The sequence below is a fragment of the Mycolicibacterium neoaurum genome (genome assembly GCF_036946495.1).
Lineage (GTDB): Bacteria > Actinomycetota > Actinomycetes > Mycobacteriales > Mycobacteriaceae > Mycobacterium > Mycobacterium neoaurum_B.
In genome coordinates this window covers 3,373,377-3,394,228 of sequence record NZ_JAQIIX010000002.1, presented here as the reverse complement: position 1 = coordinate 3,394,228, position 20,852 = coordinate 3,373,377, and the positions used below count along the sequence as shown (strand labels likewise).

Below are 20,852 nucleotides of genomic sequence, written 5' to 3'. Positions count from 1 at the left end.
ACTGGCATGAAACGAATATCGGTCGACATCGGTGGCACCTTCACCGACTGCTTCTTCGTCTGGGACGACATCTACGTCGATGCCAAGGCACTGACCACCCACCACAATCTGGCCATCGGCTTCAACGACGCCCTAGACCTGGCGTGCAAACGCGCAGGCCTGGACCGATCCACAGTGCTCTCGGAGGTCGATTCGGTGCGCTACGCCACCACCTTGGGAACCAACGCGCTCATCGAGCGCAACGGGCCCAAGGTCGCGGCCATCGTCACGCATGGTTTCGAGGACACCATCCCGCTCTCCCGCGGCCGCGGTTACGGCGAGGGTCTGGACTACGCCATGCAACAGAACCTGCCCGCGGCCGAGCGACCGGAACCGTTGGTGCCGCGCGCGATGATCCGCTCTGTCAAGGAACGGATCAACTCGGCGGGCAAGATCGTGGCCCGGCTGGATCCCGATGACGTCCGCGCGATGGTTCGCGAACTCGTCGACGCCGGCGCCGAGGCGATCGTGGTGTCGCTGGTCAACGCCACCGAGAACCCCGAACACGAGCTCGCGATCCAGGAGATCATCCTCGACGAATTCCCGCCCCACGAGCTGGGCGCCATCCCGGTGCTCCTGGGCCATCAGGTCTCCGGCCGCAAGGGTGAGTATGTGCGCGCCACGTCGACGATCATCGACGGCTACCTGCACGAGATCATGTTCCACGCGCTGGCGCAGTTGTCGAGCAACCTGCGCGACTTCGGTTACGACAAGCCGATGTTGGTGATCCACAATTCGGGCGGCATGGCCCAGATGAACTCCACCGACGCGCTGCAGACCATCCACTCCGGCCCGATCGCCGGGGTGGGCGCTGCCGAGCACCTGTCCAATGAGACCGGCCTCGGACATGTCATCGCCACCGACATGGGAGGCACATCCTTCGATATCGGGCTGGTCCCCGAGGGCGGGGTCAAGCATTACGACTTCCTGCCCACGATCGACCGGTGGCTGGTCTCGGTGCCGATGGTGCACCTGGACACGCTCGGCGCCGGCGGCGGCTCCATCGCCAGCTACGACCGCATCCACAACTCGGTCAAGATCGGCCCGCAATCAGCGGGATCCAATCCCGGCCCAGCCTGCTACGACCGCGGCGGCCTCAAGCCGACGGTGACCGATGCCGATCTGGTGCTCGGTTATCTCGACCCCGACAATTACGCCAACGGCTACATCAAGTTGAACCCCAAGCGGTCGCTGTTCACCATCGAAGAAGAGCTCAGCGACCACCTCGACATGGACCCCATCGATGTCGCACGGGTGATCAAGGACGGGGTCGACGAGCAGATGGCCATCGGCATCGGCAAGGAGCTGCGGGTGCGCGGCTACCTTCCGGAGGACTTCACGATGTTGGCCTACGGCGGTAACGGACCGCTGCACGCCTGCGGGGTCGCCCGGCACGCCGGGATCAAGCGGGTTCTGGCGCCGCCCTTTTCGTCGGTCTTCTCGGCCTGCGGAGCGGGCAACATGAAACAGCTGCACTTCCACGAACGCGGGGTGCACATCACGTTGTACAACGCCACCACCCGGGCGCTCTACTCCGACTACGACGAGTTCAACGCGATTGTCGAAGAGCTCGAGGCGCGCGGTTGCGAGGACCTGGTGCGGCAGGGGTTCTCGGCAGAGGACGTGCGATACCGCCTCGAGCTCGACATGCGCTACGGCAACCAGCTGCTGACCCAAGCCGTGGCGCTCTCCGACCTGCACCGGATCTCCGGTGTCGGCGACGTGCTCGACGTCATCAAGACCTTCGGTGATGTGTACAGTCATCGCTTCGGGGCATCCTCGGCCGCTCCGGAGGCCGGAATCCGCTGCAGCACCGTGCGCGTTGCGTCCTTCGTCGATGGTGACGTGGTGAATTTCGAATCACTGCAACCCGGTGGGCAGCGCAGCGCACCGGAGCCGGTCGGTAGTCGCAGCGCCCATTTCATCGGTATCGACAAGCCGGTCGACACCCCGGTCTTCGACGAGAGCGCGTTGGCCCCGGACAAGGTGATCGCCGGCCCGGCGATCGTCACCACCGAAAACACCACCTTCCTTGTCGAACCCGGTTGGCGACTGGAGCCCACGGCCCAGGGCGCTGTCTGGTTCCTGCAGGACTGACTTCACACTAAGGACGAACAAGAGATGACCACAGTCAACGACCGCCCGGCCGGGCAGCTCACCGAGCAGGAACAGCAGTGGGTGGACCGGTTCATGGACGAGACCACCCTGTTCCTCGGACCCGATCCGGAAATCATGCGCAGTCACCAGATTTCGCAACGCTCACCGCACGAAGACGCGGCGATCGCCATGGGGGTGGACCGGCTCCAGGTCGAACGCATCCGCAAGCGCATCGCCGGGGCCCTCGACGAGGGCTATGAGATGTGCGAGGCGCAGGGTGCCGCGCCGGGAGCCAAATGGGGTGACCTCACCACCGCGATCTACACCGCCTCCGGCGATGTCTCCTATCTGTCCTGCCACGGCGTCATCGCGTTCAGCGCGATCCTGCACCATCCGATCCGGTACATCATGAAGTACTGGAAGGACGAGCCGACCGTCGGCGTCCACGCCGGCGACGGGTTCATCCACAACGACGCGCGATATGGCAACGTGCACAACACCGACCAGTCGATGATCATGCCGATCATCCGCAATGACGAGATCATCGCGTGGGTGGCCGCCACCATCCACGAGGGCGAGAACGGTGCCTGCGAGCCAGGCGGGATGCCCTCGGGCTCGGAGACCGCCTTCGACGACGGGTTGCGGATGAGTCCGTTCAAGATCGTCGAGCGGGGCGAACTGCGGCGGGACCTGTTGACCTTCCTTCAGCACTCGGTGCGCGATCCGAAGTTGCAGCTCGCCGATCTCAAGGTCAAGATCACCGCGGTCCGCAAGATCATGGAGCGTATCGACAAGGTCATCGACGAAGTCGGGATCGACACATTCGTGGCCGCGCTGCGCACCACCGTCGAGGATGTCGACGCCGAGGTCCGCCGCCGGATCTCTGAATTGCCGGACGGCACCTATCGTTTCGACCAGTTCATGGACAGCACGCTCAAAGAGAACATCCTGATCAAGTTCGCCTGCAAGATCACCGTCAAGGGCGACACGATGACCGTCGACCTGCGCGGCACCGGGCCGGAGATCCTCAACCGAGCCATCAACTCACCCCTGTGCAGCGTGAAATCGATGATGATGCAGGCCATCCTGGCCTTCTGGTGGCCCGATCTGCCTCGTTGCACCGCGGCGATGAGCTGTATCGAGATCATCTCCGACGAGGGCACCTGGGCCGACGCCTCCTACGACGCACCGATGGGGCAATCGCTACAGGCCTCCTTCCGAGGATTCTCCTGTATGCAGGCGCTCTACAGCCGGATGTCGTTCTCCACGCCGAACAAGTACAGCAACGTGGTGGCCAACTGGTTCAACCAGATCAACACCTTCCTGTGGGGTGGGGTCACCCAGCACGGTGACATGGTGGGCAACCTGTGTGCAGATCTCAACGGGATGCCCGGTGGTGCAAAGCCGTTCCGCGATGGCGAGGACGCCATCTCGCCACTGTTCTGCGCGATGGCCGATACTGCCGAGCAGGAGGTGATGGAAGAAGAGGTGCCGTTCATGCAGCTCGTGGCCAAGCGACTGGTCCGGGACAACATGGGCTTCGGCAAGTTCACCGGCGGGATGGGCTACGAGATGATCGTGGCCGCCGAGGGCACGCCGCAATGGGGTTTCATGACCGTGACCTCGGGTGCGAAGTTCTCGTCGATCTATGGCATGTACGGCGGATACGGTTGCGGCACATATCCGCTCGCGATGGTCAAGGGAACCAACGTCTACGAGCACTTCCGCAAGGACAACAGGAAATTCGATCTGTCGATCGAAAAGGTCATGAACGAACGCCCGTTCCCGGACGGGCGCTACTCCACCTCACACATGGGCCTGCAGTTCGATCTCGCCAAGGACGGCGAGCTCTACATGATCAGCCAGGGCGCCGGCGGAGGATACGGAGACCCGTTGGAGCGCGACCCGGAGTCGGTGGTGCGTGATGCCGAGCTCGGCCGGATCAGCCAGCGCGTGGCCGAGGACATCTTCGCGGTGCGCTACGACCCCGCCACGTTCCGACTCGACAACGAGGCGACCACGTCGGCGCGCGCCGCGGCCCGTGCCGACCGCCTGCGACGGGGCAAGCCCTTCGCCGAGTTCTGCAAGGAGTTCGTCACCTCCGAACCGCCGAAGGACCTGCCCTACTACGGATCATGGGGCACCTGGACGCCCGAGGAGCGGGATATCACCGCCACGGTGTACACGATCGACGGACCCGAACGGGTATGTGCGCCATTGGAAGAGCTTCCGATCGTCATGGTCCCGGACCGACGCGAGGTCAAGATCGGCAGGCTCGAGGCCCGTATCGCCGAGCTCGAGGCCAAGTACGGCGAGACGGTCACCCGACTCACCTGATACCGGTGGCGGCCCCGGTCGTCCCCGGGGCCGCCACCACCCCTCTCGAAAGGCATGTCCATGAGCGCGAAAACTCCGACACCGACCAGCCCCAGCGGACGCACCAGCGCGCTGCTGATCGATGACGCCGCATACTCCACCGCGGTGATCCGTCAGGGTGCAGCAATTCCCTGGACCGACACCACGCTCACGGCGGGGCACTTCGGCCAGGTGACGGCACTGTTGAATCCCGATGCACTATGGATCGACATCGACAGCGTGCTCACCGCTCATACCGATTCACGCCCTGATCTGGTCGCGGCCATGGGCGCCAAGACGCGCGTCGGCTATCCCCTGCGCACGCTACTGACCGATTCCGACGTGCTCGATTCGGCCCGTGAGGTCTTGGCAACTGCAGCGAAAACGACCCGCCGCCAACTACTCCTGCATCTCCCCTCGCCCGCCCGCTGGTTGGCCGGCGCCCATGCGATCGCAGGCAATCCACTCGGTGAGATCGACCCCGATCGCGCCGACAACGCCTCGATGTACGTCGCCGAGTGGCTCGGTCAGCTGGGATCACTGCCCGTCTCCTTGGTGCTGCTCGACAGCAGAGGCTCCGCACTGCCCGAGGCACTGGCCGACTACACCGCGGTGACCAATGTGACAGCGCATTTCGGCTGGCCGACCGCGATGTGGGGCGAGGATGAGATATCCACTCCGCCGGGGGATCCCAGTATCGGGATGATCGAACGCACCTTCTGGACCGACCACGATGCCGACGTCCCCGTGGCAGGCACCGACATGGTGGTGACATCGATCCCGGCCACCGCATCCCCGGAACGTGTCCTGGAACAGCTGGCGAAACTGCGCTGACCACCATGTTCGACGGGTACATATCACCGAGAAAGGAAGTCGATCGATGAAGGCCATGGTGTACCGCGGAGGCGGAAATGCGAGCTGGGCCGACGTGCCCGATGCCGTGATCACCGATCCCACCGATGCCATCGTGCGGGTGGAGGCGGTGACGATCTGCGGGACCGACCTGCACATCCTGCGCGGACACGTCCCCACCGCCGATCCCGGCCGCGTGCTCGGCCACGAAGCCGTCGGCACCATCGTCGCGGTCGGGACCGGTGTGCGCAGGGTGGCCGTCGGCGACCGGGTGCTGGTGTCCTGTGTGAGCGCGTGCGGGAGTTGCCACTACTGCCGGCGCAGCCGTTACGGCCAATGCATCGGTGGCGGTGGGTGGATTCTCGGGCACCGTGTCGACGGCACGCAGGCCGAGTATGTGCGGGTTCCGTTCGCCGACAACTCGACACACGCCATTCCCGCCGGGGTCAGCGATGAGCAGATGATCGCCCTGGCCGATCTGTTGCCCACCGGCTACGAGGTCGGGGCGTTGAACGGCCGCGTCGAACCCGGCGACACCGTCGCCGTGATCGGTGCCGGTCCGATCGGACTGGCCGCGATCGCCGCGGCAAAACTGTTCAGCCCGAGCGCCATCGTGGCGATCGACCTCGCCGATAGCCGACTCGAGGCCGCCCGCCGGTTCGGGGCCGATATCGTCGTCAACTCGGCGCGCGAGAATCCGGAAACGGTGGTGGCCGAGTTGACCGCCGGACACGGAGTAGAGGTCAGCATGGAGGCCGTCGGACTGCCGTCGACCTTCGAGCTCGCGGTGCGCCTGGCGCGCCCGTGCGGTCATGTGGCGAATATCGGTGTGCACGGCGGCCCGGCCACCCTGCATCTGGAAGACATCTGGATCAAGAACCTGACGCTCACCACCGGGCTCGTCGACACGTCATCGACGCCGACACTCATCGACCTGGTCGCCGCCCGGCGCCTGGAGACATCGTCGATGATCACCCACCGCTATCGCTTCGATGAATTCGAGGCTGCCTACCGTGATTTCGGCGATGCCGCACACACCGGGGCACTCAAGGTCCTGCTGACACCCTGACGCGGGCCATCAATGGTGGCGCAGGCGAACCGACAGCCGGTGCGCCTGCGCCAACAACAGCTGCCCCAGGACAGGTCTCCGGTCGGCCCGAAAGCGCGTCTCGACGCCCGTCACGCTCAACGCCCAGGCCGGTTGACCATAACGGTCGAAGACGGCGGCGCCCATCCCCCAGCTGCCCTCCACCAACAACGCCGGATTGACCGCGTAACCGGTGGATCGTGTCGCGGCAATGCGCTCTCGAATCTGTGACTCGGAATGCTCTGCACCCCAACGGGTGTGCGGTGACTGACGGGCGAAGAAGTCGTCGACCTCCCGTTCGGTCAGATGGCTGAGGATGGCCAGCCCGGCGGACGCGACGCCCAGCGGAAACCGCACGCCGACGTGTAAGACGTGCGAGCGCAGCGGAAAACTGCCCTCCTCTGCGTAGACGCAGACTGTCTCGTCACCGCGGCGGGCAGATAGGAACGCGCTTTCTCCGGACTCCTGGGCCAACACCGCGACCATGTCACGGGCCTGGTCGACGATGTCGTACCGGTTGGCCGCTGCGGCGCCGAGCAAGTACAGCTCGGGCCCGAGGTTCCACCTGCCGGTCTTGCGATCGCGGTCGACCAGTCCCTGCTCGTTCAGCGCCGTCAACAGGCGATGCACCGTGGGACGAGCGAGTCCGGCGGCCGATGCCAGCTCGGTGGTGGAGGCGCCCGCGGGCTCGGCGACGCTGACCGCCCGCAGGAGCACACCGGCCCGGGCGATCACCCCCGGTCCGCTCATGGAATCCGTCACACATCGAGAGTATGCGTTCACTGAATGAACGTCGAATCCGAAGTCGACCACCATTCGAGCAGATTGCTGCCGCTACTGTTCGACGACTTCCACTGCGAATCCTCGTGATCCACACTTGTCGATGTCAGATTGATCGTTTGAATAATGGACGAAAGTGGTGATCACGTGTCCTCGAAGGTGTACTCCACCGCCGCGGAGGCGGTCGTCGACATCAGCGACGGCGCCCGCATAGCGGTCGGCGGGTTCGGGCTGTGTGGCATACCCGATGCGCTCATCCGGGCCATCGCCGATACCGCGACCACCGACCTGGAGGTGTACTCCAACAACTGTGGCGTCGATGATCACGGTCTGGGCATACTGCTGGCGCTCGGACGCATCCGGCGCGTCACCGCGTCCTATGTCGGTGAGAACAAGGAATTCGCCAGGCAGTACCTGGCCGGTGAACTCGAGGTCGAACTGACACCGCAAGGCACCCTGGCCGAAAGGCTTCGCGCCGGAGGTGCGGGCATACCGGCGTTCTACACACCGGCAGGTGTCGCAACCCCGGTGTCCGACGGCGGAATCCCGTGGCGCTACGCGCCCGACGGCTCGGTACTCATCGCCTCGCCGCCGAAAGAGACCAGAGTCTTCGACGGCAGACGCCACGTGCTGGAGGAGTCGATTCGCGCCGACTTCGCACTCGTCCACGCCAAGGTCGGGGATACCGCGGGGAATCTGGTGTTCGACAAGACCGCCATGAATTTCAACCCGCTGGCCGCAATGGCGGGCAAGGTGACCATCGCCCAGGTGGAAAACCTGGTCGAGGCGGGCGATATCGATCCCAACAACGTCCACCTGCCCGGTGTGTTCGTGCAACGCATCGTGCACACCGGTCACCAGGACAAACGCATCGAGAAGCGCACCGTGCGCAACCAGGAGGGCGAAAGATGACCACCACTCTCACCGGCTGGTCGCGTGACCAGATGGCCGCCCGCGCGGCCCGCGAGATGATCGACGGCCAATACGTGAATCTGGGAATAGGTCTACCCACGCTCATCCCCGACCACCTCGACCCCGGCGTGCGCGTCACCCTGCACTCAGAGAACGGGATCCTGGGCACCGGCCCCTACCCCACCGACGATGCCGTGGACGCCGACCTGATCAATGCGGGCAAGGAGACCGTCACCGTCATCCCGGGTGCGGCCTTCTTCGATTCGGCTGCGTCGTTCGGGATGATCCGAGGCGGTCATATCGACACCGCGGTACTGGGTGCGATGCAGGTCTCCCGGTGGGGCGATCTGGCCAACTGGATGATCCCCGGCAAGATGGTCAAGGGTATGGGCGGTGCCATGGACCTGGTACACGGTGCCGACCGGGTGATCGTGCTGATGGAGCACACCGACAAATCGGGCCAACCCAAGATCGTGAACTCGTGCACCCTGCCCCTGACCGGTGCCAGGGTGGTCGACCGCATCATCACCAACCTTGCCGTTCTGGACGTCACCACCCACGGCACCCTCACGGTGCGCGAGCTGGCCCCGGGGGTCGAATTCGCCGATGTGGTCGCCGCCACCGAAGCTCCGTTGGACCTGTCATGACGAGCGGCACCTCGGTTCTGGTCGCCGGAGCACGCACCCCGATCGGACGGTTCATGGGCTCGCTGTCCTCGATGAGTGCGGCCGAGCTGGGCGGAACAGCCATCGCCGGGGCTCTCGCGAAGGCCGGCATCACCGGCACACAGGTTCAGTACGTGATCATGGGACAGGTGCTGACCGCCGGCGCGGGCCAGCTTCCGGCCCGCCAAGCCGCGGTGGCCGGCGGCATCCCCATGACCGTGCCCGCCCTGACCGTCAACAAGGTGTGCCTCTCCGGTATCGACTCGATCATTCTGGCGGATCAGATGATTCGTTGCGGCAGTGCGGAGATCGTGGTCGCCGGTGGCCAGGAATCGATGAGCCAGGCGCCGCATCTGCTGCCGAAATCTCGCGCCGGGTACAAGTACGGCGATGTCGCGGTCACCGACCACCTCGCCTTCGACGGCCTGCGTGACGTCTTCACCGACGAGGCGATGGGAGCACTGACCGAGGACGCCAACGATCTCGACCGCGCCGCCCAGGACGCGTTCGCGGCGCGCTCCCACACCCGTGCTGCAACCGCCTGGAAAGACGGACTCTTCGCCGACGAGGTGGTGCCGGTGCAGGTCTCCGGGCGCCGGGGTGAGTCCCTTCCGTTCGACCATGACGAGAGCATCCGGGCCGACACCACGATCGAGTCGCTGGCTCGTCTGCGGCCCGCATTTAGACCCGACGGCAACGTCACGGCCGGCAATGCCTCACCGATCAACGACGGTGCCGCCGCCGTCGTGGTGATGAGCCGGCGCAAGGCCGAGGAACTCGGTGTGGGGTGGATCGCCGAGATCGGCGCCCACGGCATGGTCGCCGGACCCGATTCCACGCTGCAGTTGCAGCCCGCCAATGCCATTGCGGCCGCCTGCGCCCGTAGCGAGCTCGCGCCCGCCGCACTGGATCTGGTCGAGATCAACGAGGCTTTCGCCGCGGTCGGCATCGCATCCGCGGCGGCACTCGGTCTCGACGAGGACCGGGTCAACGTCAATGGCGGTGCGATCGCACTCGGTCACCCGCTCGGGACGTCCGGGACACGCATAACCCTGCATCTGGCGCTCGAACTGCGTCGCCGCGGCGGTGGCAACGGTGCCGCCGCGCTGTGCGGCGGGGGTGGTCAGGGCACGGCGCTGCTGCTGCACTGCCGACCGTGAACATGGCCGTGACGGCTCAGACCGCGTAGGCCCAGGACTCGATGATCTCGCGTGCGATCGAAATGGACCCGGGCAGCAGCACGCGGGACGGCGACGTGCTGCTCCAGTCCCCGTTTTCCAGCGCATCGCGGATCTCGGTCCTGGTGAACCAGTCGGCCTCGGCGATCTCGCCGTCGTTGAACGCGAACGGCTGCTCGGGATCGCCGAGGGCGTGGAACCCCACCATCAGCGAGCGCGGGAACGGCCACGGCTGGCTGCCGAGGTACTGCACATCGGTGACGGTGAGGCCGATCTCCTCGGCGATCTCGCGCACCACGCAGGTTTCGAAGGATTCACCTGCCTCGACGAACCCGGCCAGGATCGAGAACATCCGCTCGGGCCAGACGCCTTGACGCGCCAGCACGGCGCGATCGTGACCGTCGTGCACCAGGCAGATCACCGCCGGGTCGATCCGCGGGAACTCCTCGTGACCGGTGGCCGGATTGCTCCGCGACCACCCGGCCTTGATCGGCTTGGTCGGGGCGCCGTCGACCGGGCTGAACCGGGCGTGGTCGTGCCAGTTCAACAATGCAGTCGCAGTCGACACCAACTGCGCGCTGGCATCGTCGAACACCGGACCGGCGCGGCGTAGGTCGAGCACCTCGGTCCGCACGTCGGGATCCTCGGGTGGTTCGAGCTCGCCACGGACGGCCCAGACGTGCCGGCCGTCGGCGAGGCGGCCGAGGAACACCGCGTGCTCGGGTGGAGCGTCGCCGAGGCTCGTCGCGCTGCCCAGCACGACGCTGCCGTCGGCGATGAGCACCTGGTTGCGGCGGTCGACGCGGAGCACCCGGGCGTCCGGCCACCCGGCGATGGCGGCGTCGATGTCGGTGCGCAGGGTGTCGGCACGGTCGGCGCCGACACGGGACAGCAGCGGGACGTTGCGCAGGTTGAAATTCACTACCGTTCCTCGTTCGAGCGGACGTAGAGCAGTCGGTCGCTCAGTTCCAGCGCGTCGACGCGCTCGTCGTCGACGCGAAGCAGGTCACCGCCGCGCACCACCCCGAGCACGATGTCGGTGAGATGGCGCGGCGAGCCGCCGGCCTCCTTGGGTTCGACCTGACGCTCGGCGATCGCGAAGCCGGCATCGGGGGTCAGCAGGTCCTCGATCATCTCCACGACGCTGGGGGTCTGGGTGGCCAGGCCCAGCAGCCGGCCCGCCGTCTCGGAGGTGACGACGGTGCTGTTTGCACCGGACTGTTTGAGCAGATGCTGGTTCTCGGCCTCGCGGACCGCGGCGATGATGGTGGCGGTCGGGTTCAGTTCGCGCGCGGTGAGGGTCACCAGTACGGCGGTGTCGTCCCGGTTGGCGGCGACGATGATCGATTTGGCGTGCTGAACGCTGGCCAGCCTCAGCACCTCGGAGTCCTGGGCATTGCCGCGGACGGTGACCAGGCCGGCGTTCTTGGCCTTCTCCAAGGCCACCGGGTCGCTCTCGACCACCACGATGTCGGCGGGGGCGACGTCATCGCCGATCATGGCGGCCACCGCGGTGCGGCCCTTGGTGCCGTAGCCGACGACGACGGTGTGGTTACGCACGCTTTTCCTCCATCGCTGGATCTTCAACGCCTGGCGCGACTGATTGGTCAGGGTTTCGACCGTGGTTCCGATCAGCACGATCAGGAATGCCACCCGCAGCGGGGTGATCACCAGGACGTTGACCAGCCGAGCCGACGGGGTGACCGGCGTGATGTCGCCATAGCCGGTGGTCGACAGTGACACCGTCGCGTAGTACAGGCAGTCCAGGAAGGACAACGGGTCGTTCGCGTCGGGGGCCGACTCGATATCGCGGTAGCCGTGCCGATCGATGTAGACGATCAGCACGGCGGCGAACAAGGCGCCCAGCGCCAGCAGCACGCGCGTGAAGATCCGCCGCCAGGGGCTGACGAACCTCTCCGGGATGCTCAGGACGTCGACGAGGTCGGCGTCATGTCGCGATGTCAGGTCCTGGTTGACCGCCGCCAAGCGCCGGCGCAATCTACCTTTGGCCACGATTCACCGATCGGGACGGGGTGGGCACGCCACAATGTAACCATGACCACCCCCGTAACCGGAGTTGAGCAGCAGGCAACAGCATCGCGCGCCACCAAGATGGGCGTGTGGCTCGTCGGGATGGGCGTGCTGCATTTCGCGGCGCCGAAACCCTTCGACACCGTCGTGCCCGAGGAACTCCCCGGCTCAGCGCGCTTCTACACATTGGCCTCCGGTGTCGCCGAGGCCGCGGTCGGCGGCATGTTGATCGCGCCGAAGACCCGCCGGCTCGGCGCGCTGTCCGCCATCGCGTTGTTCCTCGGGGTGTTCCCGGCGAACGTCAACATGGTGCGGTTGTGGAAGGAAAAGCCGTTGCCGATGCGGATCGGCGCGTGGGCACGCCTGCCGCTGCAGATTCCGATGATCACCCAGGCCTACAAGATCTATCGCAACTCCTGAGCCCTGGCGTCGGCCAGCAGCGCCGCGAGGTCCTCGGCGTCGGGTAGTTCGTCGGGGATGACGGTGACCCCGCTGCGGACGTAGTGGAAGGCCGCGCGGACAGCATCGACCGGGCAGTCGTGCAGCCCGGCCCACGCCAACCGGTACACCGCGAGCTGGATGGCGGCATGTTCACGTGCTTCCGGCGTGGACGGTGGGTCGCCGGTCTTCCAGTCCACCACGATCACGCCGCCGTCGGATTCGGCGAACACGGCGTCGATCCGGCCGCGCACCACCGTCGGCTCGCCGGCACCGTCGGTGCCCAGCAGCATGTCGAACGGAACCTCGACATCGACTGGGGTGCGCCCCGCCCATGGTGACGAAGCGAACGCGGTCTGCAGCTCGGCGAGCTCCTCGGCATGCGCACGCCCCGCATCACCGTCGACAGCTCCGGGCAGATCATCGAGGTCGAACAACCGCTCGGCATGGAAATAACGCTGCACCCACTCGTGAAAAGCGGTACCCAGTAACGCATGTGGGTCCGGACGCGATGGCAGTCTACGGCGCAGCCGGCTCAGCGCCGCGGCACGATCCTTGCCGAGATCGACGAGGGTGCTGACCGAGAGCTGCCCCGGCAGCGGCACGGGCGCCGCGGCCGCCGTCCGTTCACGTTCGGCGAGCAGGGCGTCCACATCGGCCGCCCAATCCTCGGGGTCGGTCCCGGATTGCGTCTGTTCGGCGGCGTGCTCGACCAGCGCCGCACCGCGCTCGACATCGTGCACGCGCGACCCCTCGACAGGCCACACCGCTTCGACCGTGTTGCCTCGCAACGGATTCGGCTCACCGTCGGCGGGCTCTGGATCCCATCGCTCGATGGCACCGCAGCCCGACTTCTCGATGATCGCCTTGAGCTCGACCAGGAACTCCGACGGGCCACGAGGTTTGGACTCGGTGGGGCCCCAGTGATGTCCCGACAACAGCAGGGTGTCCTCGGAGCGGGTCAACGCCACATACAGAAGTCGACGCTCCTCGTCACCGCGCCGCACGGCCAGGACATCCTTGTGCTGCGCGATCTTGTCCGACAGCGCTTTACGGTCGTTCACGTCGCTGGTGTCGAGAACCGGCACGCCGTGTTCGGACAGCGTGGCCCGATCGCCCCGCAGCAGCGGCGGCAGCTCGCCGGCATCGGAGAGCCAGGTCCGCGCCATCGCGGTCGACGGGAAGATCCGTCCACTCAGGTGCGGCACCGCGACGATCTCCCACTCCAGGCCCTTGGCTGCGTGCACGGTGAGGATCTGCACCCGGTCGGCGGCGACGCTCACCTCGGCCGGCGCCAGGCCGTTCTCGACATCGGCAGCCACGTCGAGATAGGCCAGCAGACCGGCCGGTGAGCCGTCGGAGCGCTCGGCGAACTCCGCCACCACATCACCGAAGGCGTCCAGGTGTTCGGTGCCACCCCACCCTGCCGACGCCGGGCGGGCCGCTCTGGCCTCGGCATCGACACCGAGCACCCGCCGGATCTCGGCCACCAGCTCCGGCAACGGATAACCCAGATGTGAACGCAGGACGGTGAGTTCTCGGCCTAGCGCGACGATGCGCGCATACCCCACGGGTGAGTACCGTTCCTCGGGGCCGGGATCGCAGATGGCATCGGCCAGGCAGGCGGTGTCGGCGTCGGGGGCGGCCTGGGCGACGATCCGCGCCACGGTGCCGTGCTCGCCGGGAGCCGGCTCGTCGAGTTCGGTGGCGCGCTGCCACAACGCGGTGATGTCGCGCGCCCCGAGCCGCCAGCGCGGACCGGTCAGCACCCGCATCGCCGCCGGACCGCCGGTGGGATCGACCACCAGCCGCAGCATCGCCACGACATCGGCGACCTCTGGTATGGAAAGCAATCCCGCGAGCCCTACCACTTCCACCGGCACGCCACGAGTGGCCAGGGCCTCGGCCATCGGTGCGGCATCGGCGTTGCGACGCACCAGGACCGCCGCCGTGGGTGGGTTCTCGGCGGCCAGGTAGCGCGCCGCGATCTGATCGGCGACCCAGTCCCGTTCGGTCACCACGTCATCGAGCAGGGCGGCCCGCACCGTCCCCGGGGTGGCGTCGGGCCGCGGCAGCAGCTCACGCACACTGACCGATCGTCGCCGGGCCTGCTCGGATACCGCGTTCGCCAGGTGCAGGGCCTCGGCGGGATTGCGCCAGCTGGTGCGCAGTTCCAGCGTCGGCGCCGGCGTTCCGTCGGAGTACGGGAAATCGGTCGTGAACCGGGGCAGGTTCGCCGCCGACGCACCGCGCCATCCGTAGATCGATTGAATCGGATCGCCGACCGCGGTGAGCGCGAGACCGTCGTCCACACCCCCGCCGAACAGCGCCGACAGCGCGATGCGCTGAGCGTGGCCGGTGTCCTGATACTCGTCGAGCAACACCACCCGATAGCGTTGCCGCAGTTCGGCTCCCACTTGTGGGGCGGCGGCCGCCAACCGGGCCGCGGCCGACATCTGCGCGCCGAAGTCCATGACCCGCTCCGCGCGCATCCGCCGATGCAACTCGTCGATGAGCTCGATGAGGTCGGTGCGTTCGGTCTGGGTGGCCAGCAGCTTCAGCAGCCATTGAGCGGGACCGCCACGCTGGTTCGGGCCGGCGGGCAGGTGGTGGATCAGCCGTTCGAGTTCGACGTGCGTATCGCGCAGTGCCGCCGTGTCGACCAGATGCTCGGACAGCGCCCCGGACAGTCGCAGCACCAGAGCGGTGATCGCCGCCGGCGTCTTCTCGGTGTCGAGCACCCTGGGATGCTCACACACCACGCGAAAAGCCAACTGCCACAGCTCGGTTTCGCCGATCAACCGGGTGTCCGGCTCGATCGGGAGCAGCAGCCCGTGCTCGCGCAGCAGGTTGCCCGCGAAGGCGTGATAGGTGCTGATGGTGGGCGGCTCGTCGGTGCGGATGTCGCGGCCCAGTCCGGTGCCGGCCAACCGGGCCAGCCGCGTCCGAACCCGCCGCAGCAGCTGCCCGGCGGCCTTGCGGGTGAAGGTCAGACCGAGCACCTGTTCAGGTCGGGCGTACCCGTTGGCGACCAGCCACACCACCCGCGCGGCCATGGTCTCGGTCTTGCCGGCACCCGCCCCGGCGATGACCACCACCGGGCCCGGCGGGGCGGCGATCACTGCGGCCTGCTCCGGGGTGGGGGTGAACAGTCCGAGCGCCTCGGCCAGTTCGGCGGGGCTGTGCAGGGTTGTCGGGGACGGGGTCATGAGCGGTTCTCCTGTGCGGGGCACATGGACCGTACCGGGCAGTGCGCGCACCCATCGTTCACCCGGGCCACGAAGTCGGGCCCCTGCATCGCACCGGCAGCCTCGACGACGGTCTCGCGCCACTGCTGTGCCGCGGCCGGGGTGAGGGCATCCTGATGGCGCTCGGTGGCCCCGCCGGCACCGGCCTTGGCCGGATACACCAGCAGGCCGCCACCGGGTTCCTCGCCGTCACCGAGCACGCCTTCGGCAACCGCCAGCTGGTACATCGCCAACTGAGCGTGCCGCTGCGCATCATCCTTGGTGACCGGACTCTTGCCGGTCTTGACGTCGACGATCACCAGCCGGTCGGCGTTATCGCGTTCCAGCCGGTCGATGCGGCCGCGCACCCGAACCCCCGGCGCCACCATGCCCTCGACCTCGACCTCGGTGCCGACCTCGGTGTACTGCCGACGGGTCAGCTCCCGCCACTGCACGAACGTCGACAGCATGGCACCGTGCCGGGCCAACTCGTTGTCGGCGTACCACTGCGACTCATACGGCAGCGCCGACCAAATGCTCTCCAGCTCGGCCAGCAGCTGGTTCTCGGTCTTCCCGGGATCGGCCACCAGGGCGTGTACGAGCGTGCCGACCGCGGAGCGGACATCGCGGCTGTCGGAGCCACCATGGCGCTCCAGCAGCCAGCGCAACGGGCAGTCCACCAAGGTCTGCAGCGTCGACGGGGACAGTGTGCTGATGTGGTCCTCGTCCGACCACAGCGGCTCGCTGGTCGACGCGGCCGCGCGGTTGTGCCATTGCGCCGGGTCAGCGCCGGCCACCCCCGCCGCAGCCAGCCGGGCCAATTGTGTTGCCGCGCATGCGCGGGTGTCCTCGTCGACCTCACCTTCGGGAGCGCACACCACCGACCGTAGGCGACCGACCAGCGCCGACGGGGTCAACACCCGGGGAGCCGGGATCGGCACAGGCGCAATGCCGGCATCCCGCTCCTCTGTGACCAGAGCAGCGAGTTCGGTGCAAAACGGCGACGGCAGCATCGCGGCATCGCCGGTCTCGCTGTCGACGGCCGTCACGAGCAGACGATCGCGGGTGCGGCCCATCGCCGCGATGAGTAGGCGGCGTTCCTCGGCCAGCAGCGGGGCACGGGCGGACAACCGAGCGGTCCGCTCACCGTCGGCATCGGCGACGCCGTCGAGCACATCGATCAGCCGACCCGTGCTGAGCACTCCGCCGCGCGGAACGGTGTTGGGCCACAACCCTTCCTGCACACCGGCGAGCACCACGACATCCCACTCCCGGTCCAACCCGGCGTGCGGCGTGCACACCGTCACCGCATCGGTCCGGGCGGTCGACGCCGACGCGGCGGGCAACGTCAGCGTGCCGACATGGGCGACCAGACCGGCCAGGGTGGCTCCGGTGGTGGTCGACACGTACTGATCGGCGATGTCGAACAAGACCGTCACCGCGGCCAGATCTCGTTCGGCGACGGCGGCGCCCGGACCGCCGCGGTCGGCGATGGTGACCCAGCGCCGTTGCAGGCCACTGCGACTCCAGGCCTGCCACAACGTGTTCCGCGGATCCATTCCGCCACGATGGCTGCCGCGGGCCGCGCGCAACACCGATTGCACCCGAGCCAGGCTGTGGCCCAACTCCGTGGGCAGACCCTCCGGAATCCGGTGCAGCGCGGCCACCAGCAACTCGCCGAATTCGCGCTGGTGGCCCATGATGCGGCGCAGCCCCCGACGCAATTGGCGCAGCGAGACCGGATCGACCCGGCCGATCGGTCCGGTCACCAGTTCCAGTGCCGCCGGACCGGTGAGCGAGCCCGCGGTGGCCTCCAGCACCGTCAACAGTGCCCGCACCGCCGGCTGCTGAGCCAGAGCGGTCTCGGCGGCCGGTAAATCGACCGGGACACCCGCGGCGACCAGTGCGCGACCGATACCCGCCCCCACCCGCGGCACGGAACGCACGATGACGGCCATCTGGGACCACGGCACACCGTCGACCAGATGCGCCCGGCGCAGTGCGTCGGCGATCAGGGTGGCCTCGGCGTGCGGCGACGCGGCGATCCGGACCGCCACCGATCCGGTGCGTTCCGGTGCACCGGTGAACGCGCGAGGACGGTCCGCTCCCGGCAGCCGGGCCGCCACGGCGGTGATCGCCTCGGCCACCGCCGAAGGGCAGCGCCGTGACTCGGTCAATTCCACGACCGGAGTGTCCAGTCGCAACAACGCCGGATCGGCACCGCGGTACCCGAACACCGCCTGGTTCGGGTCACCGGCGAGCACCGTGAGATCGGCACCTGCGGCCAGCACCCGAACCAACAAGGCGGCCTGCGGATCAAGCTGTTGGGCGTCATCGACGAGCAACACCCGCACCCTGGCCCGTTCGGCGGCCAGCAGATCTGCATCGACGGCGAAGGCGTCGAGCGCCGCACCCACCAGCTCGGCTGCGCCCAGCGCCGGCACCGTCGCTTGCGGGGCGGCCATTCCGACCGCCGAGCGCAGCAACATCACCTGCTCGTAGCTCGCGGCGAACCGTCCGGCAGCGATCCATTCGGGCCGGCCGGAGAGCCGGCCCAACCGCTGCAGGGTCAGCGGATCCACGCCGCGTTCGGCGCAGCGCGCCAACAGGTCCCGCAGTTCGGTGGCGAAACCGGCGGTCCCCAGCGCGGGATGCAGCTCCACCGGCCAGTTCATCGCGCCATCTTCGAGGTCGCCGGCGAGCAGCTCTCTGATGATGCCGTCCTGTTCGGCGCTGGTGATGAGGCGCGGCGGAGGGCTACCGGTGCGCTGGGCGGCGAGCCGCAGCACCGCGAAGGCATAGGAGTGCACCGTGCGCACCAGCGGTTCACGGACCACCCCACGTACCCCGGCCGACAACAGCGCAGCGGTGACGGCGGCGCGTGCCGAGGCGCCCAGCGTGGCCGAACCGGTCAGCAAGAGAACCGATTCCGGATCGGTACCGGCGGTGATGTGCGCGACCGCGGTGTCGACGAGCAGGCTGCTCTTGCCGGTACCCGCGCCGCCGAGGACGCGCACCATGCCGCGCTGACCCGACCGGGTCAGGGCCTCCGGGGTGAGCTCGGTGTGCGGTGCGGACATGACCGAATCACAGCACGGGGGTCTGACAAGTGGCTCTGACATGGGCCTACGATCGAACCGTGACCGCAGCCCTGCACAGCTACCGCTTCGGCCCATCGGGTCCGGCGCAGATCCTGGCCATCCACGGCCTGACCGGCCACGGCCGTCGCTATGAGGAGATCGCCAACCAGCATCTTGCCGAGTTCTCGGTGTTGGCACCGGATCTGATCGGGCACGGCCGCTCCGACTACGCCGCACCGTGGACCATAGAGGCCAATGTGGCGGCACTGGCGGCACTGCTGGACGCCGACGGCGGTAGTCCGATCCTGGTAGTGGGGCATTCGTTCGGTGGAGCGGTGGCCCTGGCGCTCGCCGCGGCACGCCCGGATCTGGTGCGGGGGCTGGTGCTGCTGGACCCCGCCGTCGCGCTGGACGGTCGCTGGATGGCCGAGATCGCCGATGCCATGTTCTCCTCCCCCGATTATCCCGACCGCGAGGAGGCCCGCGCCGACAAGCTCTCCGGGTCCTGGCGCGAGGTCGCCGAGCGTGATCCGGCCGTGCTGGAGGGCGAACTCGACGAGCACCTGATCACCCTGCCCAACGGTCGTCTCGGTTGGCGGATCAGCGTGCCTGCGGCGATGTCGTACTGGAGCGAGCTGACCCGTCCGGTGCCGTTGCCCCGCAGCGGAACTCCGACGACGTTGATCCGCGCCACCCGCACCACCCCGCCGTATGCGACCGACGAATTGATCGCCACGCTGCGCGACGCCGTCGGCGAGGCCTTCACCCTGACCGAACTGGACTGCGATCACATGGTTGCCCAGGCGCTGCCCGCCGAGACAGCGGCCGTCATCCGCGGTCACCTGGACTGAGATGGCCGCGGTCACCGAGGATCAGGTCGAACTGGTGCGCGCACTGGTCGACCGGATCCCGGCGGGACGCGTCAGCACCTACGGCGACATCGCCGCCGAGGCAGGGCTGTCGAGCCCGCGGATCGTCGGCTGGATCATGCGCACCGATTCTTCGGATCTGCCGTGGCACCGGGTGATTCCGGCCTCGGGACGACCTGCACCGCAGCTGGCGACCCGACAGTTGGAACGGCTTCGCGCCGAGGGTGTGTTGGCCGTCGACGGCCGGGTGTCGCTACGCGAATACCGTCACGACTTCTGACCGCGAGCAGACGCTTATACCCCCGGATCGCGAAGACAATGGGGGTATACCAGTCTGCTCGCGAGAAGAGAGCGACGCTAGACCGCCAGCCGGACCAGGGCCGCGGTGCGGGCAAGCCCAGGGAAGGCCGCTGCCGTCGAGCGCGGGTGCAACGCGTGCACGGCGAGCCGGAACATCAAGGCCCGCAACAACATCTGCGGCCATTCCGGTAATGCACTCCACCGCTCGACCAGACCGTCATCGGCCTCGCCCCAGGCCAGCGCGTCGACGACGACCACGCCGGCCGCCCAGGAGGCGGGCCGCCAGTACGGAGTGATGTCGGTGATTCCCGGCGCGGCGGTGCCCGCGAAAAGGACTGTGCCGTAGAGGTCTCCGTGCACCAGTTGGCTCGGGCTCCGCGTCGGGGTGCGCAACGACGCCAACTGGTTGAGCAGCTCGACGGACTTCTGGCCGTCGACCGTGCCGGGTGCCACCCGGGCGCCCGCGGGCAGAGTGTGCAGCGGACGGTCCTCCCAGGCCGCCCGATCGGCGGCGATGAACACATCGACATCCGACCACGGCGCCACCGGGGGCTGGGTCAGGAACCGGGGCCGCTCCAGCTTGGCCGTGGCCTCGTGCAGGCGCACCGCCGCCGAGACCACCTCGTCATGGCGTGGTTCCGGGGTACCGGCGACGAAGGTGTCGGCGCGCCATCCGGCCACCACGTAGCGGCCGTCGGTGGAACGCACCGGTCGCGCCAGCCGGATCCCGTCGGCGAACAACGTCTCGCGGACCTTGGCCGACCAGGCGGCGCGCGCATGGTCGGCGACCATCGACAACACCACTTCGCCGCACCGCCAGCCGCCCTCCCAGGACGAACCCAGCGGCACCGGCCGCACACCGGCCAGCCCAAACGCCGCCATCACATGATCGGGTGGCAGATCGTCAGTCACGCACGCCAGCCTAAGCGGTGCCGGCCTGCA

At 67.7% G+C, this 20,852-nt stretch carries 16 protein-coding genes; 10 read left to right on the top strand and 6 right to left on the bottom strand.

Annotated elements, in window-relative coordinates; all coding sequences use genetic code 11:
- Nucleotides 1-6: 6 nt before the first annotated feature.
- From PGN27_RS21705 to PGN27_RS21690, 4 genes are read left to right on the top strand one after another with little or no spacing between them, the layout of a single operon-like run.
- A complete protein-coding gene (locus PGN27_RS21705) occupies nucleotides 7-2,136 on the top strand; it encodes a hydantoinase/oxoprolinase family protein (RefSeq protein WP_335327961.1) in 2,130 nt (709 codons plus the stop codon).
- Between the two features lie 24 nt (nucleotides 2,137-2,160).
- On the top strand, nucleotides 2,161-4,473 hold the full coding sequence (locus tag PGN27_RS21700; protein WP_335327960.1) for a hydantoinase B/oxoprolinase family protein: 2,313 nt from the start codon (nucleotides 2,161-2,163) through the stop codon (nucleotides 4,471-4,473).
- A gap of 60 nt (nucleotides 4,474-4,533) precedes the next feature.
- Nucleotides 4,534-5,325 carry a hypothetical protein gene (locus PGN27_RS21695; RefSeq protein WP_335327959.1) on the top strand — a complete coding sequence of 264 codons (792 nt, stop codon included), beginning with the start codon at nucleotides 4,534-4,536 and terminating at the stop codon, nucleotides 5,323-5,325.
- Nucleotides 5,326-5,371: 46 nt separating this feature from the next.
- On the top strand, nucleotides 5,372-6,412 hold the full coding sequence (locus PGN27_RS21690; RefSeq protein WP_335327958.1) for an alcohol dehydrogenase catalytic domain-containing protein: 1,041 nt from the start codon (nucleotides 5,372-5,374) through the stop codon (nucleotides 6,410-6,412).
- Nucleotides 6,413-6,421: 9 nt separating this feature from the next.
- Here the strand turns inward: PGN27_RS21690 and PGN27_RS21685 are convergent, their stop codons facing one another.
- Nucleotides 6,422-7,180 carry an IclR family transcriptional regulator gene (locus PGN27_RS21685; RefSeq protein ID WP_335328817.1) on the bottom strand — a complete coding sequence of 253 codons (759 nt, stop codon included), beginning with the start codon at nucleotides 7,178-7,180 and terminating at the stop codon, nucleotides 6,422-6,424.
- Between the two features lie 156 nt (nucleotides 7,181-7,336).
- Here PGN27_RS21685 and PGN27_RS21680 point away from each other — a divergent pair, with 156 nt between their 5' ends.
- From PGN27_RS21680 to PGN27_RS21670, 3 genes are read left to right on the top strand one after another with little or no spacing between them, the layout of a single operon-like run.
- Entirely contained in the window at nucleotides 7,337-8,122 is a 786-nt protein-coding gene (locus PGN27_RS21680; protein WP_335327957.1) for a CoA transferase subunit A, read from the top strand.
- A complete protein-coding gene (locus tag PGN27_RS21675; protein WP_335327956.1) occupies nucleotides 8,119-8,769 on the top strand; it encodes a CoA transferase subunit B in 651 nt (216 codons plus the stop codon). Before PGN27_RS21680 ends, PGN27_RS21675 begins: the two co-directional genes overlap by 4 nt.
- Nucleotides 8,766-9,947, top strand: coding sequence for an acetyl-CoA C-acetyltransferase (locus PGN27_RS21670; protein WP_335327955.1), 1,182 nt, complete (start codon nucleotides 8,766-8,768; stop codon nucleotides 9,945-9,947). Before PGN27_RS21675 ends, PGN27_RS21670 begins: the two co-directional genes overlap by 4 nt.
- Nucleotides 9,948-9,963: 16 nt before the next feature.
- Here the strand turns inward: PGN27_RS21670 and nudC are convergent, their stop codons facing one another.
- Together nudC and PGN27_RS21660 are read right to left on the bottom strand one after the other, a co-directional pair.
- Complete coding sequence (gene nudC / locus PGN27_RS21665; RefSeq protein ID WP_335327954.1) at nucleotides 9,964-10,887, bottom strand: NAD(+) diphosphatase; 924 nt, start codon at nucleotides 10,885-10,887, stop codon at nucleotides 9,964-9,966.
- Nucleotides 10,887-11,978 carry a potassium channel family protein gene (locus tag PGN27_RS21660; RefSeq protein WP_335327953.1) on the bottom strand — a complete coding sequence of 364 codons (1,092 nt, stop codon included), beginning with the start codon at nucleotides 11,976-11,978 and terminating at the stop codon, nucleotides 10,887-10,889. The genes nudC and PGN27_RS21660 overlap by 1 nt, the downstream gene beginning before the upstream one ends.
- 42 nt (nucleotides 11,979-12,020) lie before the next feature.
- Here PGN27_RS21660 and PGN27_RS21655 point away from each other — a divergent pair, with 42 nt between their 5' ends.
- Nucleotides 12,021-12,416: a DoxX family protein gene (locus PGN27_RS21655; protein ID WP_335327952.1), complete on the top strand. Its 396-nt coding sequence runs from the start codon at nucleotides 12,021-12,023 to the stop codon at nucleotides 12,414-12,416.
- On the opposite strand, the gene PGN27_RS21650 is transcribed toward PGN27_RS21655, so the two are convergent.
- On the bottom strand, nucleotides 12,401-15,643 hold the full coding sequence (locus PGN27_RS21650; RefSeq protein WP_335327951.1) for an ATP-dependent helicase: 3,243 nt from the start codon (nucleotides 15,641-15,643) through the stop codon (nucleotides 12,401-12,403). The genes PGN27_RS21655 and PGN27_RS21650 overlap by 16 nt on opposite strands.
- Nucleotides 15,640-18,741: an ATP-dependent helicase gene (locus tag PGN27_RS21645; RefSeq protein WP_335327950.1), complete on the bottom strand. Its 3,102-nt coding sequence runs from the start codon at nucleotides 18,739-18,741 to the stop codon at nucleotides 15,640-15,642. The genes PGN27_RS21650 and PGN27_RS21645 overlap by 4 nt, the downstream gene beginning before the upstream one ends.
- Before the next feature lie 59 nt (nucleotides 18,742-18,800).
- Here PGN27_RS21645 and PGN27_RS21640 point away from each other — a divergent pair, with 59 nt between their 5' ends.
- Nucleotides 18,801-19,592: an alpha/beta fold hydrolase gene (locus PGN27_RS21640; RefSeq protein WP_335327949.1), complete on the top strand. Its 792-nt coding sequence runs from the start codon at nucleotides 18,801-18,803 to the stop codon at nucleotides 19,590-19,592.
- 1 nt (nucleotide 19,593) lies between these two features.
- Nucleotides 19,594-19,890 carry an MGMT family protein gene (locus PGN27_RS21635; protein ID WP_335327948.1) on the top strand — a complete coding sequence of 99 codons (297 nt, stop codon included), beginning with the start codon at nucleotides 19,594-19,596 and terminating at the stop codon, nucleotides 19,888-19,890.
- 77 nt (nucleotides 19,891-19,967) lie between these two features.
- Here the strand turns inward: PGN27_RS21635 and PGN27_RS21630 are convergent, their stop codons facing one another.
- Complete coding sequence (locus PGN27_RS21630) at nucleotides 19,968-20,822, bottom strand: TIGR02569 family protein (RefSeq protein WP_030134894.1); 855 nt, start codon at nucleotides 20,820-20,822, stop codon at nucleotides 19,968-19,970.
- Nucleotides 20,823-20,852: the final 30 nt, after the last annotated feature.

Bases quoted from the DNA above. Each gene is read 5' to 3' on its own strand.
- PGN27_RS21705 (WP_335327961.1), top strand. From the start codon at position 7: ATGAAACGAATATCGGTCGACATCGGTGGCACCTTCACCGACTGCTTC.
- PGN27_RS21700 (WP_335327960.1), top strand. From the start codon at position 2,161: ATGACCACAGTCAACGACCGCCCGGCCGGGCAGCTCACCGAGCAGGAA.
- PGN27_RS21695 (WP_335327959.1), top strand. From the start codon at position 4,534: ATGAGCGCGAAAACTCCGACACCGACCAGCCCCAGCGGACGCACCAGC.
- PGN27_RS21690 (WP_335327958.1), top strand. From the start codon at position 5,372: ATGAAGGCCATGGTGTACCGCGGAGGCGGAAATGCGAGCTGGGCCGAC.
- PGN27_RS21685 (WP_335328817.1), bottom strand. From the start codon at position 7,180: ATGAGCGGACCGGGGGTGATCGCCCGGGCCGGTGTGCTCCTGCGGGCG.
- PGN27_RS21680 (WP_335327957.1), top strand. From the start codon at position 7,337: ATGGACGAAAGTGGTGATCACGTGTCCTCGAAGGTGTACTCCACCGCC.
- PGN27_RS21675 (WP_335327956.1), top strand. From the start codon at position 8,119: ATGACCACCACTCTCACCGGCTGGTCGCGTGACCAGATGGCCGCCCGC.
- PGN27_RS21670 (WP_335327955.1), top strand. From the start codon at position 8,766: ATGACGAGCGGCACCTCGGTTCTGGTCGCCGGAGCACGCACCCCGATC.
- PGN27_RS21655 (WP_335327952.1), top strand. From the start codon at position 12,021: ATGACCACCCCCGTAACCGGAGTTGAGCAGCAGGCAACAGCATCGCGC.
- PGN27_RS21650 (WP_335327951.1), bottom strand. From the start codon at position 15,643: ATGACCCCGTCCCCGACAACCCTGCACAGCCCCGCCGAACTGGCCGAG.
- PGN27_RS21645 (WP_335327950.1), bottom strand. From the start codon at position 18,741: ATGTCCGCACCGCACACCGAGCTCACCCCGGAGGCCCTGACCCGGTCG.
- PGN27_RS21635 (WP_335327948.1), top strand. From the start codon at position 19,594: ATGGCCGCGGTCACCGAGGATCAGGTCGAACTGGTGCGCGCACTGGTC.